This window comes from Streptomyces sp. NPDC090127 (assembly GCF_044746945.1).
Lineage (GTDB): Bacteria > Actinomycetota > Actinomycetes > Streptomycetales > Streptomycetaceae > Streptomyces.
Map to the genome: position 1 here is coordinate 977587 of NZ_JBIVDE010000001.1, position 17004 is coordinate 994590.

At 71.8% G+C, this 17004-nt stretch carries 15 protein-coding genes and 1 pseudogene; 7 read left to right on the plus strand and 9 right to left on the minus strand.

Annotation, left to right across the window (positions count from 1 at the left end; genetic code table 11):
• Positions 1-131 precede the first annotated feature (131 nt).
• From ACIPPS_RS04320 to ACIPPS_RS04350, 7 genes and pseudogenes are all read right to left on the minus strand, one after another.
• Complete coding sequence (locus tag ACIPPS_RS04320; RefSeq protein WP_401426628.1) at positions 132-2612, minus strand: hypothetical protein; 2481 nt, start codon at positions 2610-2612, stop codon at positions 132-134.
• Entirely contained in the window at positions 2609-4381 is a 1773-nt protein-coding gene (gene pstS / locus ACIPPS_RS04325; RefSeq protein ID WP_401426630.1) for a phosphate ABC transporter substrate-binding protein PstS, read from the minus strand. The genes ACIPPS_RS04320 and pstS overlap by 4 nt, the downstream gene beginning before the upstream one ends.
• The gene (gene pstA / locus ACIPPS_RS04330) at positions 4378-5595 is read right to left on the minus strand and encodes a phosphate ABC transporter permease PstA (protein ID WP_401426632.1); all 1218 of its coding nucleotides are present in this window, start codon (positions 5593-5595) and stop codon (positions 4378-4380) included. The genes pstS and pstA overlap by 4 nt, the downstream gene beginning before the upstream one ends.
• A gap of 15 nt (positions 5596-5610) precedes the next feature.
• Complete coding sequence (pstC, locus tag ACIPPS_RS04335; RefSeq protein ID WP_401426635.1) at positions 5611-6603, minus strand: phosphate ABC transporter permease subunit PstC; 993 nt, start codon at positions 6601-6603, stop codon at positions 5611-5613.
• A 78-nt stretch (positions 6604-6681) separates the two neighbouring features.
• Complete coding sequence (locus ACIPPS_RS04340) at positions 6682-7056, minus strand: DUF1508 domain-containing protein (RefSeq protein WP_401426637.1); 375 nt, start codon at positions 7054-7056, stop codon at positions 6682-6684.
• A 152-nt stretch (positions 7057-7208) separates the two neighbouring features.
• The gene (locus ACIPPS_RS04345; protein WP_401426639.1) at positions 7209-7841 is read right to left on the minus strand and encodes a PH domain-containing protein; all 633 of its coding nucleotides are present in this window, start codon (positions 7839-7841) and stop codon (positions 7209-7211) included.
• Between the two features lie 34 nt (positions 7842-7875).
• Positions 7876-8403: pseudogene (locus tag ACIPPS_RS04350) on the minus strand (class F sortase); the annotation flags it as partial.
• Between the two features lie 225 nt (positions 8404-8628).
• Here ACIPPS_RS04350 and deoC point away from each other — a divergent pair.
• The 3 genes from deoC to ACIPPS_RS04365 are packed head-to-tail and all read left to right on the plus strand — an operon-like array spanning position 8629 to position 11940.
• Positions 8629-9585, plus strand: coding sequence for a deoxyribose-phosphate aldolase (gene deoC / locus ACIPPS_RS04355; protein WP_401426641.1), 957 nt, complete (start codon positions 8629-8631; stop codon positions 9583-9585).
• 5 nt (positions 9586-9590) lie between these two features.
• The gene (locus ACIPPS_RS04360; protein WP_401426643.1) at positions 9591-11027 is read left to right on the plus strand and encodes an aldehyde dehydrogenase family protein; all 1437 of its coding nucleotides are present in this window, start codon (positions 9591-9593) and stop codon (positions 11025-11027) included.
• A complete protein-coding gene (locus ACIPPS_RS04365) occupies positions 11020-11940 on the plus strand; it encodes an aldehyde dehydrogenase family protein (RefSeq protein WP_401426646.1) in 921 nt (306 codons plus the stop codon). The genes ACIPPS_RS04360 and ACIPPS_RS04365 overlap by 8 nt, the downstream gene beginning before the upstream one ends.
• Positions 11941-12034: 94 nt before the next feature.
• Here ACIPPS_RS04365 and ACIPPS_RS04370 read toward each other — a convergent pair whose 3' ends face one another.
• On the minus strand, positions 12035-12424 hold the full coding sequence (locus tag ACIPPS_RS04370) for a hypothetical protein (protein ID WP_401426648.1): 390 nt from the start codon (positions 12422-12424) through the stop codon (positions 12035-12037).
• A gap of 119 nt (positions 12425-12543) precedes the next feature.
• Between ACIPPS_RS04370 and ACIPPS_RS04375 the strand changes: the two genes are divergently transcribed.
• The gene (locus ACIPPS_RS04375) at positions 12544-13173 is read left to right on the plus strand and encodes a uridine kinase (RefSeq protein ID WP_401426651.1); all 630 of its coding nucleotides are present in this window, start codon (positions 12544-12546) and stop codon (positions 13171-13173) included.
• A gap of 134 nt (positions 13174-13307) precedes the next feature.
• Here the strand turns inward: ACIPPS_RS04375 and ACIPPS_RS04380 are convergent, their stop codons facing one another.
• Positions 13308-14036, minus strand: coding sequence for a SigE family RNA polymerase sigma factor (locus ACIPPS_RS04380; RefSeq protein ID WP_401426653.1), 729 nt, complete (start codon positions 14034-14036; stop codon positions 13308-13310).
• 159 nt (positions 14037-14195) lie between these two features.
• Between ACIPPS_RS04380 and afsQ1 the strand changes: the two genes are divergently transcribed.
• Genes afsQ1 through ACIPPS_RS04395 form a run of 3 tightly spaced genes read left to right on the plus strand, consistent with a single transcriptional unit; the run spans position 14196 to position 16980 of the window.
• Positions 14196-14873, plus strand: coding sequence for a two-component system response regulator AfsQ1 (afsQ1, locus tag ACIPPS_RS04385; RefSeq protein WP_181019089.1), 678 nt, complete (start codon positions 14196-14198; stop codon positions 14871-14873).
• Positions 14870-16363, plus strand: a complete 1494-nt coding sequence (locus ACIPPS_RS04390) for an ATP-binding protein (RefSeq protein WP_401426658.1) — start codon at positions 14870-14872, stop codon at positions 16361-16363. The genes afsQ1 and ACIPPS_RS04390 overlap by 4 nt, the downstream gene beginning before the upstream one ends.
• The gene (locus tag ACIPPS_RS04395) at positions 16357-16980 is read left to right on the plus strand and encodes a hypothetical protein (RefSeq protein WP_401426660.1); all 624 of its coding nucleotides are present in this window, start codon (positions 16357-16359) and stop codon (positions 16978-16980) included. The genes ACIPPS_RS04390 and ACIPPS_RS04395 overlap by 7 nt, the downstream gene beginning before the upstream one ends.
• Positions 16981-17004: the final 24 nt, after the last annotated feature.

The window sequence follows — 17004 nt, forward strand, 5'->3', positions numbered from 1 at the left end:
AACGGCCACAAAATCCAGCCACAGTTTGGGTTACGAGTTCATTTCCTAGGTGACTCCAAGGGAATTCCTCGCAGGGTGTACGGAATCCCCGGAACCGGTGCGGGCGGTTCCGGGGATCCCGGAGGCAGGGGTCAGCCGCCCGCCGCCCGCCGCGCCGAGAACCGCAGCATCACCGGACCGGCGAGCCCGGCCGCGCCGCCCGCGACCAGGACGCCGAGCAGCACCCAGCGGATGACGCCCAGGGCTCCGGACGGGGTGGTTCCGGAGTCGGCGAGCCGCTCCTTCGGGGAGGTGTCGCCGCCGGCGGTCGACGCGGTCGCGCCGGTCGCGGCCGAGGGCGCGGCGGACGGGTCACCCGGGCCCCCGTCCGCACCGGCGCCGCCCGAGGACGTACCGGAGGAGGCGGCACCGCCGACCGAGCCGCCACCCGCACCCGCGCCGCCCGTCCCGCCGGCGCCCGAGGTGGAGCCGGACGCGCCGCCGGGCCCGCCGGGGACCGCGCCCCGCTCCAAGGCATCGGCGGCCGCGCTCGCCCGCGCCCGCAGGTCCGCCGGCATCGGCACGTAGCCGTACGGGAGTTCACCGGGCGCGGTGCCCTGCTTCTGCCCCGGGCCCGCCGCGTACCGCATCACCCGGGCGTAGTCCTCGCGGAGGTCCGCGGGCAGTGCGACGGAGGCCGTCGCGTAGGTCACGATCGTCAGCGGGTAGGCCCCGTTCCGCGCGCGGCCGGGGTCGGCGGCGAGCACGCCGGGAACCGCCGAGTCCTGGAACCGGCCGACGGCCTCGAGCAGCGAGTCGGCGGTCGGCTTGACGTAGGCGCCGTCCGCGTTCGGCAGCGCCGCCGTCTGGATCTGGTAGCGGGAGGCCGACGCGGCGTCCATGATCCCGTAGGCGCGCCGGATACCCGGGTAGACGTCCGCGGAGGCCAGCTTCAGCTGGTTCGTCACCGAGTCGACCGTCCATCGGTCCTTGGCGTTGTTGGTGCCGCGACGGACCCACTGGGCGGCGTCGTGCATGTCGAGGGCGAAGGGCGACCGCTCGGTGACGCCGTACGTGATCGTCCGCCCGTTGTCGGAGAGTTCCGTCTCCGTCGGGTCCGCCTTCGGGAACTCGTCCGTGCCGGTCGTGGCGAGACCCAGATCCTCGAAATGGGGGTTGACCTTCATGCCCCACGGGTCCGGCTTTCCTTCCAGAAAAGCGCGGGAGTCGGCATTCGACCGCAGATAGTCCCAGACGATTTCGGTCACGTCCGACCGGTCGGCGGAGAGCAGAATTCCGCCGGGATAGTTCATCTCGGCCTGCGCCGGATCCTTGAATATCGGGTTGAGTTCCAGGAACTCCGGATCGCGCACGAGAGACGTCGGGTTGCCCCTCAGATGCTCGGGAACCGGCGCCGAGTCGCTCAGCACGCGGATGTCGTACGGGTACGACAGCGTCAGCGCCTTGGCGAGGAGGCGGGCGCTGAGCTTGAGTTCCGGTACCCGCCCGACCGAGTCCGCCTCCCAGAAGAAGCCGACGGTCAGTCCGCTGACGGCGACCGGCGCGTGGACGAATCCCGCCTCCACCCCGCCCTCCATCGGCCTGACCGTGAAGGCGAGGCCGGCCGACGAGGACGACGCGTTCGTCAGCGCCTGGCGCGCCAGGCCCTCGCCCCGCTGGGTGAACGTGTAGCGGGTGTCGCCGCCGGCGCAGAGCGCGCCCTGCCAGGACGTGATCGCGTCGGTGATCAGCTCCGACCCCGCCAGGCGCCGCTCGGCCTTGTCCGCCGGACACGGTTCGCCCACCGCCAGGAAGTCGAGCGGGAAGACGATCCGGCGCTCCCAGTTCGTCGTGCTCAACGCCGAGGTGTCCAGCTGTCCGCCGTTGCCGCCGGGGTCTCCGTTCGGCTCGTGCTCGCCGCGCGGGACGACGACGAGCCAGCAGGAGCGCCCTCGTGGGGCTCCGTCCTGCCGGATCGGGTCCCCGCAGCCGAGGTGGGGCGCCTCGCGCGTCGTCTGAAGCCTGACGACGGCCTCCCCCGTGCCGTCGGCCTGCGTGGGCGCGAAGATCTCCTCGTTGGTGTCACCCGGGCCGAAGTAGGTGAAGTCCGTACTGGTCCTGGTCGGCGGCCCCGACACCGGTTGGAAGGGGACGAAGGGGGACATCGTCTGGTCCGGACTGTCCGGGTTCGGGATCGGCTCGTCGTACTGCGTCTCCCGGGGGTCCGTCCCGACGATCAGCGTCCGCTGCGTCGTCCAGTTGCCGAACGTCGAGCCACCACCGCCCCCGCCGAACTGGCACTGCTCCCGCCTCGGCCCCGCCGCGTCGTCCCCCCAGCACTGCATGATCTGGAGGAAGTTGTTCTCCGTGCCGTTCGTGGGCCTCCCGCCCTTCCAGCTGACCCTCACCCCCTGCGCCCGCAGGTTCCTCGTCTGGTGGACGGTCACCTCCAGGTCGGAGAAGTCGTCGTACGGGCCCCTCGTGCCCTTCTTCGTCACGGCCGTGCCGTCCCGGCCGCCGTCCCCCGTCGCCGCCGCCGCGGCCGGGGCGACCTGGGGCAGCGGGAGCAGCGCGAGGACGACCGCGGAGAGGAGGGCGCCGACGCCTGCGCGGACGCGGATCGCCGCTCTCATATCAGGCCTCCCTTAAGGCGGTTGCGCGAGCCGAGCGCGCGGCCGACCAGCGGGGGTCCGACCACGACGGCGAGCAGCAGCACGCCCGACAGCGCCATCAGCACCGTGCGCAGCCCGCCGCCCGCGTCGGACGCGAGGGTGACCGGGTTGCCGACCACCGTCACGTCGCCGCCGCCCGAGCCCCCGGCCCCGCCGTCCAGGATCTGGCCGGTGTCGGGGTCGACGGTCCCGCCGGTCGTCCCGGCCGTGCCCGTGGCACCGCCCGTCGCCCCGCCGGTCGCCGCGCCCCCGGTCGTACCGGCGGAGCCGCCCGTACCGCCCGTGGCCGCGCCCGCCCCGCCGGAGCCGGAACCCGAGCCGGAGCCCGACCCCGTGCCGCCGCCCGAGCCCGACCCCGTGCCGCCGCCGGAGCCGGAGCCGCCCGAGCCCGAACCGGCCGACGCCGAACCGCCGTTGCTCACCGGGGTCGTGGTGCCCCGCGCGCCCGCCGTGCCGTCCGTGCACTGTGTCGGGCCCTGCTTGTCGCAGGCCTTCGGCTTGGGCGCGTTCTTCGCGAGGGTGTTCGTGCCGTCCGCCGAGAACGTGGGGTTACGGCACCTGGAGAGGTCCGGCGCGCCCGTCGGGGCGCCCGGGATCCGGCGGACCTGGTCGAAGCCGGCCTGGACGAGGTTCTTCGGCAGCGGCGAGTAGCCCAGCTCCTCGGCCTGCTGCTGACCGTCGCAGAGGAAGTACTGCGCGAAGGTGCCGAGCGAGCGGCCCTTCTCCCTGGTGTGCGGGGAGGACTCCGTCGTCGGGACGATCATGTACGAGTAGCTGGAGAGCGGGTAGCTGCGCTCGTCGCGCGAGCGGTAGACGTCGTCCAGGATCTGCGTCAGGTAGTTCGAGGAGTTCCTGTCGCCGTTGATCCGGGCCTTCAGCAGGGCGACGGCCACGCTGGAGGCGGTCGGCTCGACGTAGTACCCGGCGGAGTTGAGGACCTTGGCGACCGGGAAGTGCGCGTTGAGCGCGTACGAGTACTCGACGTAGGTGATCGCGCCCTCGCCCTGGGGCTGGCGGACGTGCGCCGAGACGCCCAGGGAGCCGGACTTGGCCACGATCGTCGAGCCGGGCGCGACGGGGAAGTACGAGGTCATGCCGCAGGGCGCCTGACGCCCCGCGCGCCGGCAGTAGTCGTTCCAGACCCCGCTGTGCTCCTTGGCCAGCCAGGTGGTGAACTGCGCGGTCGTGCCCGAGCCGTCGGAGCGGACGACCGGCACGATCCGCCGGGCCGGGAGGTTGAGGCCGGGGTTGTCGGCCTTGATCTCGGGCGCGTTCCACATGGTCAGCCTGCCGGCGAAGATCCCGGCGAGGACGGGACCGGAGAGCCGCAGGTTGGTGACCTGCCTGCCGCCGATCTTGACGTTGTACATGAACGCGGTGCCGCCGGCCACGATCGGCATGTACGCGTAGCCGCGCTTCGGCGGTACGTCGGTCACGTTGCCGTCCTTGAGCCCGTAGGGGATCTCGGAGACGGCGAAGTCCATCGTGCCGTTCTTGAACTGCTCGCGGCCCTGGGAGGAGCCGTTGGCGTTGAAGTTGACCGTCAGGCCGATGTTCGCGCCGATGTTGCGACGCCACTGCTCGACCGCGTTGGAGCTCCAGGTGGAGCCCGCGCCGGTGATCTTCGTGTATCCGGCGGCGTGCGCGGCCGGTGGCCGGACCGTCGCCAGCAGCGCGCACAGCACGGCCCCGAGGGCCATGCCGATCCGGACGAGGGTTGCGGGTCTCACGGAGTGCTCCTTGTCGGACGACGTACGGGTGCGGGCGCCGGGAGCCTCCCGGCCATGCGCTCGGCGTCCCGCCGGGACGCCAGGACCCGCCGGTGCTCCTGGCGCTTCGTCAGTTGCCCCGGCCCGCGCCCGCCGACGATCCGGGCGACGACGAACAGGACGAGCACGAGCAGCATCAGGACGGCGGCGGTGCCGAATCCGCGCGCGATCATGTTCGGTTCGGGCGACTTGACCAGTTCGAAGGTGGCCAGCGGCAGGGAGACCTGGGGGCCGGAGGTGGGCAGGGCGTTCAGCTCCGCCGTGAAGCCGGCCGTCAGCAGCACGGGCGAGGTCTCCCCCACGCCGCGCGCGGTGCCGAGGATGACGGCGGTGGTGAGGCCGGAGCGCGCGGTCGGCAGCACGACGTGCCAGACGGTCCGCCAGCGCGAGGACCCCATCGCGTACGAGGCCTCGCGCAGCGTTCCCGGCACCAGCCGGATGACGACGTCGGCGGCGCGGATGATGATCGGCAGCATCATCACCGAGAGCGCGAGCGAGGCGGCGAGCCCGGACCGCTCGACGCCGAGGGCCAGGATGACCGTCGCGTAGATGAAGAGACCGGCGACGATCGACGGCAGCGCCGTCATCGCCTCCACGATCGTGCGGACGAGACGGGCGAAGGCGCCCGGCACCTCGCTGAGGAAGACGGCGCACAGCACCCCGGTGGGCACGGTGAGCGTGAGCGCGATCAGGATCTGCTCCAGCGTGCCGACGACGGCGTGCAGCACGCCACCGACGTCGAGCGGTTCGAGCGGGCCCGCCAGGCTCATGTCCTCGGTGAAGAAGTTGAGGTGGACGAGCGCCTCGCGCCCCTCCCAGAGCGTGAAGGCCACCACGAAGACCAGGACGGCGACGAGCACGATCCCCGCGGTGCGCACGACGACGGAGGCGAACCGGTCGCGTACCGCGGGCCCGCCCTCGTCGAAGGAGACGAGCAGCGCGTACAGGCCCAGGAAGAGGGCGTACGCGACGAGGACGAAGCCGACGGCCCCGCTGAAGGGCAGCAGGCGGTCGAAGAGCAGCCAGGTCAGGGCGACGGAGGCGGCCCCGGCGCCGAGCGTCGCGTAGACGTCGGTGGCGCGCAGGCCGCCGGTGGTGCGCCGCCGCTCGCCGACGGACGGCCGGTCGTGCGCCGCCCCCGTGGTCAGGGGCGGTCTCTCCGGGGCGATGGTCATCGGGACGGGTCTCCCTTACGCGTCGCTGGAGGCGCCGGAACGGCTGCGGGCGACGATGGACGAGGCGGCGAAGTTGACGATCAGGGTCATGACGAAGAGCGCGAAGCCGGCGGCCATCAGGGCGGACATGCCGAAGGTCGTCGCCTCGCCGTAGCGCAGCGCGATGAGCGACGACACGGAACTCGTACCGGTCTGGAGGACGTGCCACTGCACGGTGAAGACCTGCGAGATGACCATGTAGACGGCGATGGTCTCGCCGAGGGCGCGGCCCAGGCCGAGCATGGTGCCGCCGATCATGCCGCCCTTGCCGAAGGGCAGGACGACGCTGCGGATCATGCCCCAGCGGGTGGCGCCGAGCGCGTACGCGCCCTCGCGCTCGCCGGCCGGGGCCTGCGAGAAGACCTCGCGCATGATCGAGCAGATGATCGGCGCGACCATCATCGCGACGACGAGGCCGGCGACGAAGGTCGACGAGGTGTAGACGGTGGGCGGCGCGAGCGGGTCGGCGGGATCGGCGCCGTCGACCCGGAAGAGCGGGATCCATCCGAGGTACGTGGCGATCCAGCGGGCGATCGGGAGGATCGACTCCTCCAGGAAGAAGACGCCCCACAGGCCGTAGACGACGGACGGCACGGCGGCCATCAGGTCCACGGTGGAGATGAGGGTCTTGCGCAGCCGCGGCGGCGCGTACTCGGAGATGTAGAGCGCGGCGCCGGTCGCGAGCGGGACCGCGACCACGATCGCGACGAGCGCGATCAGGACCGTCCCGACGATGACCGCGGCGATCCCGAAGCGGCCGGCGTCCGGCTCCCAGGCCTCGGTGGAGAGGAACGACCACCCGGCCCGGGAGAGCGCTTGCCACGCGCGCAGCAGCAGAAAGCCACCGACGAGCACCATGACCGCGAGGACGAATCCGCCGCCGCTCCTCGCGACGGTACGGAAGATCCGGTCCGGCAGACCGGGGTCGCTGTGCAGTCGTCTCGGTGCGTCTGTCGTCTCAAGTGTCACGGGGACGACGTTCATCGGGCCCGGTGGACGCCCCCGCCCCGCAAAGTGAACGAGGGGAGTGCTGGGGGCAACTTCCTTTCACAAGAGGGAAGTTGAGACCCACTCCGCCCCTTCTTGAGCGAGCAGGACCCGGAATCGGTCGTACGCCGACCGGCAGGTCGCGTGTCTCTCGTAGGCCCGCCCCGAGACGGCCACGGTTCTCCCCCGCACGTCTCTGAGCAGCCAGATCCAGCCGTTGCCCTCGACGGTGTGCTGGACCCCTCCCGCCATCCCGTCCTGACCCGCGCAGAGCCGCTCGAAAGCCGCCCGACAGCTCGCGTGATCCGGATGGCACTCCCCTGAACGGGCGATCACACGACCGTTCTGCGCCACCAGGCGCCAGCTGTACCGTCCGTCGATTCCGGTGTCGAACAGACAGCGCTTCCCCGATGTCACCAATGCCCCCACCCCCACAGTCTCGGCAGGAGCAATCTAGGGAGACGCTGGTGGTAGTTGGGCTCTAAACCATTTGCCGCGTGGACGCTTCACCGGTCGGTTGCCCCTAGGACTCCCCTAGGGCACTCGCCGGGGTTTCAGAAGGGACTCATCGGACCGGACGCGGACGCTCAGCCGATCGCCAGCAGGATCACCAGCAGGACCAGCCCCGCGGCCGCCGGCGCGAGGACCTCGTACGCCCAGCGCACCTGCGGCTCCCCCTGCGCCTCCGGTCGGCTGCCACAGCGCTCGGCCAGCTCGCGCAGGTCGGCGATGGTCTGGTCGGCGGGGGCGAGCCGATCCCGGTCGTCCACCCGCGCGTTGACGGACGTACGGCCGTGCGGATCGTCCTGGGAGGCCCGCGCCTGGGTCCGGGCCACGCGCTTGCGCTGGCGCAGCGAGACGGGCACGGCCCAGAGCTGGAAGGTGCCCCCGGCCCGGGTGAGGACCTCGCTGGAGTACCCGGCCCGGATGTCGGCGACCGAGGCCCAGGGCAGTGTGATGTGCCGGAAGGGGTTACGGACCCGCAGCCGCTCCTCGTTGGCGTACACCGCCGGGCGGATCGTGAACGCCACCACGAGCGGCACGACGAGCAGCAGGCTCGCGAGGGCCAGCCACGGGGTGCGCCCGGTGCCCCGGACCATCGCGTCGACGCAGAACCACAGGGTCAGCCCGATCAGCAGGACACCGCCGGCGATCCCGAGGGGCGAACGGAAGACGCGGTCGGCGTAGGGCGGCTCGGCGGGCGGCTGGGGGCTCGTCATGGAGCCGATTCTGCCTCAGCCCCCACCGCTCGGCTCAGGCGGCTCGGGTGACCAGGTCGGCGTAGAGAATGATGTTGTCGGGGCGGTGGCCGTCGGTCAGCTCTCCCCCGCAGGTGATGAGCCGCAGCTCGGGGCGGGTGGTGTCGCCGTAGACCTTGCGCGTCGGGAAGGCCTTCTTGTCGACCTGCTCCAGCTCGCGCAAGCGGAAGACGGCGTCGGTGCCGTCGGCGCGGGTGACGGTGATCTCGTCGCCGGGACGGACCTTCGCGACGTCCTTGAGCACGGCGGGGCCGCGGGCCGTGTCGAAGTGGCCGATCAGGATCGCGGGGCCGGTCTGGCCCGGGGTGACGCCCTTGTCGTACCAGCCGATGCGGTCGGCCTCGGCGACGGACGGGACCTCGACGGTGCCGTCGGCGGCGAGCCCGAGCTCCAGGACCGGCCCGGTGTCGACCCCGGCCGCGGGGAGCCTGACGCGCACCGGCTCGGAGCGCGGCAGCGGCTTCACCGGGGCGAGGCTCGCCGCCGGCGCGGGCGCGGCGCTCTCCACGACCTGCGCGGGCGGCCCGGCGCGTGAAATACAGGTCGGGTGAGGAAGAGCCGCATGCCGCTGACATCTCGTTCGGGTGGGGCCGGTGAGTTCTGGCTGGCTGCAGGGACGAATTTAGTGATCTTGTATGAGTGAGCGTCCGCTCCCTGTCACAGAGGCGTGACAGAGGTCACCTATCCCCTGCGGGACCTGCGGGGCTGTACAGGCCGCTACGCGCGTAGATATGCTCGACTGGTGACCATGCCCACCACTGCATCCGCAGCTTCCGCTTTCGCCGACGCGACCGCGTCCGACGGCGCGCTGCGCCGCTTCCTCCACGGGCTGCCCGGCGTCGACGCCGTCGGCCTGGAGGCGCGCGCCGCGTCCCTCGGCACCCGGTCGATCAAGACCACGGCCAAGGCCTACGCCATTGACCTGGCCATTTCCATGATCGACCTGACGACGCTCGAAGGCGCGGACACCCCGGGCAAGGTCCGGGCGCTCGCCGCCAAGGCCGTCCACCCCGATCCGATCGACCGTACGACCCCGGCGACCGCCGCGGTCTGCGTCTATCCCGACATGGTGGCCACCGCCAAGGCCGCCCTGAAGGGCTCCGACGTCAAGGTCGCCTCCGTCGCCACCGCCTTCCCGGCCGGTCGTGCCGCGCTCGACGTGAAGCTCGCGGACACCCGCGACGCCGTCGCCGCGGGGGCCGACGAGATCGACATGGTGATCGACCGCGGGGCGTTCCTCGCGGGGAAGTACCTGAAGGTCTACGAGGAGATCCGGGCCGTGAAGGAGGCCTCCGGCGCCGCGCGTCTGAAGGTCATCTTCGAGACCGGCGAGCTCTCCACGTACGACAACATCCGCCGCGCCTCCTGGCTCGGCATGATGGCGGGCGCCGACTTCATCAAGACCTCGACCGGCAAGGTCGCGGTCAACGCCACCCCGGCCAACACGCTCCTCATGCTGGAGGCGGTCCGCGACTTCCGCGCGCAGACCGGCGTCCAGATCGGCGTGAAGCCGGCCGGCGGCATCCGCACCACGAAGGACGCCATCAAGTTCCTGGTCCTGGTCAACGAGACCGTCGGCGAGGACTGGCTGGACAACCACTGGTTCCGCTTCGGTGCCTCCAGCCTGCTCAACGACCTGCTCATGCAGCGTCAGAAGCTGGCGACCGGCCGCTACTCCGGCCCCGATTACGTGACGGTGGACTGATCAACATGGCATCTGCATTCGAGTACGCACCGGCGCCCGAGTCCCGGTCCGTCGTCGACATCGCACCCTCGTACGGCCTGTTCATCGACGGCGAGTTCGTCGAGGCGGCCGAGGGCAAGGTCTTCAAGACCGTCTCCCCCGCCACCGAGGAGGTCCTCTCCGAGGTCGCCCAGGCAGGCGCCGAGGACGTCGACCGCGCGGTGCGGGCGGCCCGCAAGGCCTTCGAGAAGTGGTCGGCGCTGCCCGGCGCCGAGCGCGCCAAGTACCTCTTCCGGATCGCCCGGATCATCCAGGAGCGCAGCCGCGAGCTGGCCGTCCTGGAGACCCTGGACAACGGCAAGCCGATCAAGGAGACCCGCGACGCGGACCTCCCGCTGGTCGCCGCGCACTTCTTCTACTACGCGGGCTGGGCCGACAAGCTCGACCACGCGGGCTACGGCGCGAACCCGCGCCCGCTGGGCGTGGCCGGCCAGGTCATCCCCTGGAACTTCCCGCTGCTGATGCTGGCGTGGAAGATCGCCCCGGCGCTGGCGACGGGCAACACGGTGGTCCTGAAGCCCGCCGAGACGACCCCGCTCTCCGCCCTGTTCTTCGCGGACATCTGCCGCCAGGCGGGCCTGCCGAAGGGCGTCGTCAACATCCTTCCCGGGTACGGGGACGCGGGCGCCGCGCTCGTCGAGCACCCGGACGTGAACAAGGTCGCGTTCACCGGCTCGACGGCGGTCGGCAAGTCGATCGCGCGCTCCGTCGCCGGGACGCACAAGAAGGTCACCCTGGAGCTGGGCGGCAAGGGCGCGAACATCGTCTTCGACGACGCGCCGATCGACCAGGCCGTCGAGGGCATCGTCAACGGCATCTTCTTCAACCAGGGCCAGGTCTGCTGCGCGGGCTCGCGCCTCCTGGTCCAGGAGTCGGTCCAGGACGAGGTGCTCGACGCGCTCAAGCGCCGCCTGAACACCCTTCGCCTCGGCGACCCGTTGGACAAGAACACGGACATCGGCGCCATCAACTCCTCCGAGCAGCTGGCCCGCATCACCACGCTGGTCGAGCGGGGCGAGGCGGAGGGCGCGGAGCGCTGGACGGCGGCCTGCGAGATCCCGTCGGCCGGCTACTGGTTCGCCCCCACGCTCTTCACGGGCGTCACGCAGGCGCACACCATCGCCCGCGACGAGATCTTCGGCCCGGTCCTGTCCGTGCTGTCGTTCCGTACGCCGGACGAGGCGGTCGCCAAGGCCAACAACAGCCAGTACGGACTGTCGGCCGGCATCTGGACGGAGAAGGGCAGCCGCATCCTCGCGGTCGCCAACAAGCTCCGGGCGGGCGTCGTCTGGGCCAACACGTTCAACAAGTTCGACCCGACCTCGCCCTTCGGCGGCTACAAGGAGTCGGGCTTCGGCCGCGAGGGTGGCCGTCACGGTCTGGAGGCCTACCTCGATGTCTGAGCAGCGCGGTGTCGAAAAAGGCGGCTCCGCCGCAGGGCGCCTGAACGTCTTCAAGACCTACAAGCTGTACGTCGGGGGCAAGTTCCCCCGCTCCGAGAGCGGCCGGGTGTACGAGGTGACGGACTCCAAGGGCACATGGCTGGCGAACGTGCCGCTCTCCTCCCGCAAGGACGCCCGTGACGCGGTCGTCGCGGCGCGCAAGGCGTTCGGCGGCTGGTCGGGCGCGACGGCGTACAACCGGGGCCAGGTCCTCTACCGCGTCGCGGAGATGCTGGAGGGCCGCCGGGAGCAGTTCGTGCGCGAGGTGGCGGACGCGGAGGGCCTGTCGAAGTCCAAGGCGGCGGCACTCGTCGACGCGGCGATCGACCGCTGGGTCTGGTACGCGGGCTGGACCGACAAGATCGCCCAGATCGTCGGCGGCGCGAACCCGGTGGCGGGCCCGTACTTCAACCTGTCGACCCCGGAGCCGACGGGCGTCGTCACGGTGGTGGCCCCGCAGGACTCCTCGTTCCTGGGCCTGGTCTCGGTGATCGCCCCGGTGATCGCGACGGGCAACACGGCGGTGGTCATCGCCTCCGAGACGTCCCCGCTGCCGGCCCTCTCCCTCGGCGAGGTCCTGGCCACGTCCGACCTGCCGGGCGGCGTGGTCAACATCCTCTCCGGCAAGGCCTCGGAGATGGGCCCGCACCTGGCGGCGCACCAGGACGTCAACGCGATCGACCTCACGGGCGCGGATGCGGACCTGGCGCGCGAGCTGGAGATCGCGGCGGCGGACAACCTCAAGCGCGTCCTGCGCCCCCGCCCGGTCGACTTCGCGGCCTCCCCGGGCACGGAGCGCCTGACGGCCTTCCTGGAGACGAAGACGGTCTGGCACCCGACGGGTTCGCTGGGCGCGGGCGGCTCGTCGTACTAGCCCCGCGCCGCGCCCGCTCGACGGGAACGCGCGAGAAAACGGCCCCCGGCATCGCCCGGGGGCCGTTTCGCGCACCGTCGACGGCCTGGTGCCGTTACGTCCGCGGGAGCAGCCCGGTCGCCTCGCCCACCAGCGGCAGGTCGGACAGCCCCCCGCCCTGGGTGAGGTGGTCCGTCACCAGGTCCGTGCCGACGGGCTTGAAGTCGGCGACCTGGGTGCCGACGCCGTTGGCCAGGGGGTCGACGCCGGTGTTGGCCAGCGGGTTGAGCGGCAGGTCGGTCAGCGGGCCCACGGCGTGCCCGGTCGCCCCGAGGGCCGACGTCACGTCGGCACCGGCGAGCGTCTCGAGCGGGACGGGCAGCGGGGCGGCGGCCTGGGCGGCGGCGCCCGCACCGAGCACGGCGGCTCCGGCCGCGGTCGCGGTGAGCCCGGCCTTCAGCAGGGCGCCGCGACGGGAGGTGCTGGATGCCTTGTGACGCGCCATGAGAGTCCTTCGACGTTGGGTGACCGCAGGGACACCGAGCGTAGTTGAGGTGTGATGCTGGATACCACCTCCTCCCTCGGGGGTCCCCTGCCCGGGGGAATGGTTCACACTGGTGTCCCGTGAGTTCCCAACCGATCCCGACCCGTGTCGTCCTGCTCGCGGGCCCCTCAGGCTCCGGCAAGTCGTCCCTCGCCGCCGTCGCCGGCCTCCCGGTCCTGCGCCTCGACGACTTCTACAAGGAGGCCGTGGACCCCACGCTCCCGCTGGTCGCGGGCAGCGCGGACATCGACTGGGACTCCCCCCGCTCCTGGGACGCGGACGTGGCGCTCGCGGCGATCCTGGAGCTCTGCCGTACGGGACGCACCGACGTCCCCGTCTACGACCTCGCCACCAGCTCGCGCGTGGGCCGCGAGGCGCTCGACATCGGCCGGACCCCGCTCTTCGTCGCGGAGGGGATCTTCGCTGCGGAGATCGTGGAGCGCTGCCAGGAGCTCGGCGTCCTCGCCGACGCCCTGTGCCTGCGCGGCCGTCCCTCGACGACGTTCCGCCGCCGGCTGCTGCGCGACCTCAAGGAGGGCCGCAAGTCGGTCCCGTTCCTGCTCCGCAGGGGCTGGCGCCTGATGCGCTCGGAGCGCTCCATCGTGGCCCGCCAGACAGCCCTGGGCGCCCACCCGTGCGCCAAGCAGGAGGCCCTGGGCCGCCTCGCGGCAGCGGCGGCGGGCCGCCACCGCACTCCGGTGGCGCGCTGACCCCGCGGCGACGACGCGCACAGCGCCCCGGAAAAGCGGAAAGCGACGCGGGTCGTACAAGCTCCCCCGGCTTGTACGACCCGCGCCTTTTCCCCCGTACCCCCGTACGGTTCCCCCGTGTTCCCCCCGTACCTTCAGGCCACCAGCTCGCCGAAGGACTCCTCCTCGTCACGGCCGAAGCTCAGCACCTCGTCCTCGCGCAGCCTCCGCAGCGAGCGCCAGATGCTCGACTTCACCGTGCCGACACTGATGTCCAGGATCTCCGCGATCTCCGGATCCGTACGGCCCTCGTAGTAGCGCAGCACCAGCATCGTGCGCTGGAGCTCGGGCAGCCGGGCCAGGGCCTGCCACAGGACCGCGCGCAGCTCCGTGCCGCGCATCGCGTCCGTGTCGCCCGCCGTCTCCGGCAGCTCCTCCGTCGGGTACTCGTTGAGCTTGCGCCGACGCCACGCGCTGATGTGCAGGTTCGTCATGGTGCGGCGCAGATAGCCGCCGACCGCCGCCTTGTCGCTGATCCGGTCCCAGGCCCGGTAGGTCGAGAACAGCGCGCTCTGCAGCAGGTCCTCGGCCTCGAACCGGTCACCGGTCAGGTGGTAGGCGGTGGCGTACAGGGAGGCGCGACGTTCCTGGACGTAGGCGGTGAACTCCGCCTCCGACACCGAGTGCCGCTCCCCCGTGACCTCCCCGTACGCCGCTCCCCCGTCAGCCACGGCGACCATGTAGGGCGCCTTGTGCTGACGCCCGGCGCCGCGAACGCACCCCCGTACGTTCACCGCCCCGGACTTCTCCGTACCGCCCCGCACGACGATGTCGTGGAGGCGCGTGACAACTGCGTTTGAGGTGGTGCTGTGCAGTGCGTTCATCCCACGCCCCCCGTCGGTTGGAGTCTGTTCGGTCCGTGTGCCAAGAAGCTTGCCCGGGGCACTTCATCGCGGTGTCCGCCGACTGTCACAGCCGTGTCACAGGGGGCGGGTCCCGCCACACAGTCGAAGTCGGTGGCCGCATGGGACAGAATGACGTCCGTGCCTTTCCTGTTGCTGATCGAGGACGACGACGCCATCCGCACGGCCCTCGAACTCTCCCTGTCACGCCAGGGCCACCGAGTGGCCACCGCGGCGACGGGAGAGGACGGCCTGAAACTGCTCAAGGAGCAGCGCCCGGACCTGGTCGTACTGGACGTCATGCTGCCCGGCATCGACGGCTTCGAGGTGTGCCGGCGCATCCGGCGCACCGACCAGCTGCCGATCATCCTGCTCACCGCGCGCAGTGACGACATCGACGTCGTCGTCGGACTGGAGTCCGGCGCCGACGACTACGTGGTCAAGCCGGTCCAGGGGCGGGTCCTGGACGCCCGTATCCGGGCCGTACTGCGGCGCGGCGAACGGGAGTCGACCGACTCGGCGACCTTCGGTTCGCTGGTCATCGACCGTTCGGCGATGACGGTGACGAAGAACGGGGAGGACCTGCAGCTCACGCCGACCGAGCTGCGGCTGCTCCTGGAGCTGAGCCGGCGGCCCGGACAGGCCCTGTCGCGCCAGCAGTTGCTGCGCCTGGTGTGGGAGCACGACTACCTCGGCGACTCCCGGCTGGTGGACGCCTGTGTCCAGCGGCTGCGCGCCAAGGTGGAGGACGTGCCGTCCTCGCCGACCCTGATCCGTACCGTCCGGGGTGTGGGCTACCGGCTGGACGTCCCTGCGTGAGAAGAGCGATATTCGCCGGGCTGCGCTTCACGAGCCTGCGGCTGCGGCTGGTCGTCGTCTTCGCCCTCGTCGCGCTCACGGCCGCGGTCTCCGCGTCCGGGATCGCGTACTGGCTGAACCGCGAGGCGGTGCTGACGCGGACGCAGGACGGGGCGCTGAACGACTTCCGGCAGGAGATGCAGAACCGGGCGGCGACGCTCCCGCCGCGTCCCACCGAGGAGGATCTGCGGCGCACCGCCGAGCAGATGGCGGGCGGCAGCGCGGGCTACAGCGTGCTGCTGCTCGGGGAGCGGGACGAGGGCAAGCCGATCATCGGGGCCTCGAACTCGGACACGTTCACGCTGGCCGACGTGCCGGAGTCGCTGCGGGTCGCGGTGGACACCGCGCGGCCCGCGACGGACGGCGGCGCCCGCCCGTACCACCTGTTCTGGCAGCGGACCCAGCGCGGACAGACGCCGTATCTGGTCGGCGGGACGCGGATCACCGGCGGCGGGCCGACCGGTTACATGTTCAAGTCGCTGGAGGCCGAGCGGGCGGACCTGAACTCGCTCGCCTGGTCGTTGGGGATCGCGACGGCGCTCGCGCTGGTCGGCTCCGCGCTGCTCGCGCAGGCCGCGGCGACGACCGTGCTGCGGCCCGTGCACCGGCTCGGCGAGGCCGCCCGGCGGCTCGGCGAGGGCAAGCTCGACACCCGGCTGCGGGTCTCGGGCACGGACGAACTGGCCGATCTGTCCCGGACGTTCAACAGCGCGGCCGAGTCCTTGCAGAAGAAGGTCGACGACATGAGCGCGCGGGAGGAGTCCAGTCGGCGTTTCGTCGCGGACATGTCCCACGAGCTGCGCACGCCGCTGACGGCGCTGACGGCCGTCACGGAGGTCCTGGAGGACGAGCAGGACGACCTCGACCCGATGATCGCGCCGGCGGTGGCGCTCGTGGTGAGCGAGACGCGACGGCTGAACGACCTGGTGGAGAACCTGATGGAGGTGACCCGTTTCGACGCGGGCACCGCCCGGCTCGTCCTGGACGACGTCGACGTCGCCGACCAGGTCACCGCCTGCATCGACGCGCGGGCCTGGCTGGACGCCGTGGAGCTGGACGCCGAGCGCGGAGTCATGGCGCGGCTCGACCCGCGCCGGCTCGACGTGATCCTGGCGAACCTGATCGGCAACGCGCTCAAGCACGGCGGTTCGCCGGTACGGGTGTCGGTGCGCACCGAGGACGACGAGCTGGTCATCGCGGTACGGGACCACGGCCCGGGCATCCCCGAGGAGGTCCTGCCGCACGTCTTCGACCGCTTCTACAAGGCGAGCGCCTCCCGGCCGCGGTCGGAGGGCAGCGGTCTCGGTCTGTCGATCGCCATGGAGAACGCGCTGATCCACGGCGGTTCGATCACCGCCGCGAACTCGCCGGACGGCGACGGCGCGGTCTTCGTCCTGCGGCTGCCGCAGGACGAGGAGCAGGACGAGCAGGACGGGGTGGAGGAGTGTTGACCCGCCGCAGAGCAGTCCGTACGGCGATGGCGTCGGCGGTCGTGGTCGTGGCCGCGCTCGGCTCCGGGTGCGGGATCAGGACGACGTCGGTGCCGGTGGACGCCGGGCCCGGCCCCTCGCGGGTGCCGTGCAGCGTCGCGGGCGAGGAGAGCACCTCCCGCTCGACGGGCCTCCCGGTCCGGGTCTACCTGGTGTGCGGGTCGCAGTTGGAGGCGGTGGACCGACGGTCGCCGCTGCCGGAGGAGAAGGCGAGTGGGAATCCGGTCGCCACGGCGTCGGCACTGCTCACGCAGTTGCTGAGCGAGCCGTCGGAGAACGAGCGGCAGGCCGGGTTCTCCACGGCCGTCAAGGGGCCGCTGGTCGTCACCGGCGGGCAGCAGGGCGACCCCGTGGACACGTTGCGGCTGAGCCGCCAGCCCGAGGACCTGACGCCGACGGCGCTGTCGCAGATCGTCTGCACCCTCGCGCACAGCTCGGCGGGCGTGGGCGCCCAGAGCGTGGTCCTCGGCGGTCCGGGCCGCTACGCCCCGCGCCGCTACGCCTGCACGACCGACCTGCGCGAACGGCCGGAGTCGGCGCCCCCGACGCTGACCCTGCCGGCCCCGTCGCCGTCCTGAGCGGGGCGGACGGGGCTGAAGGAC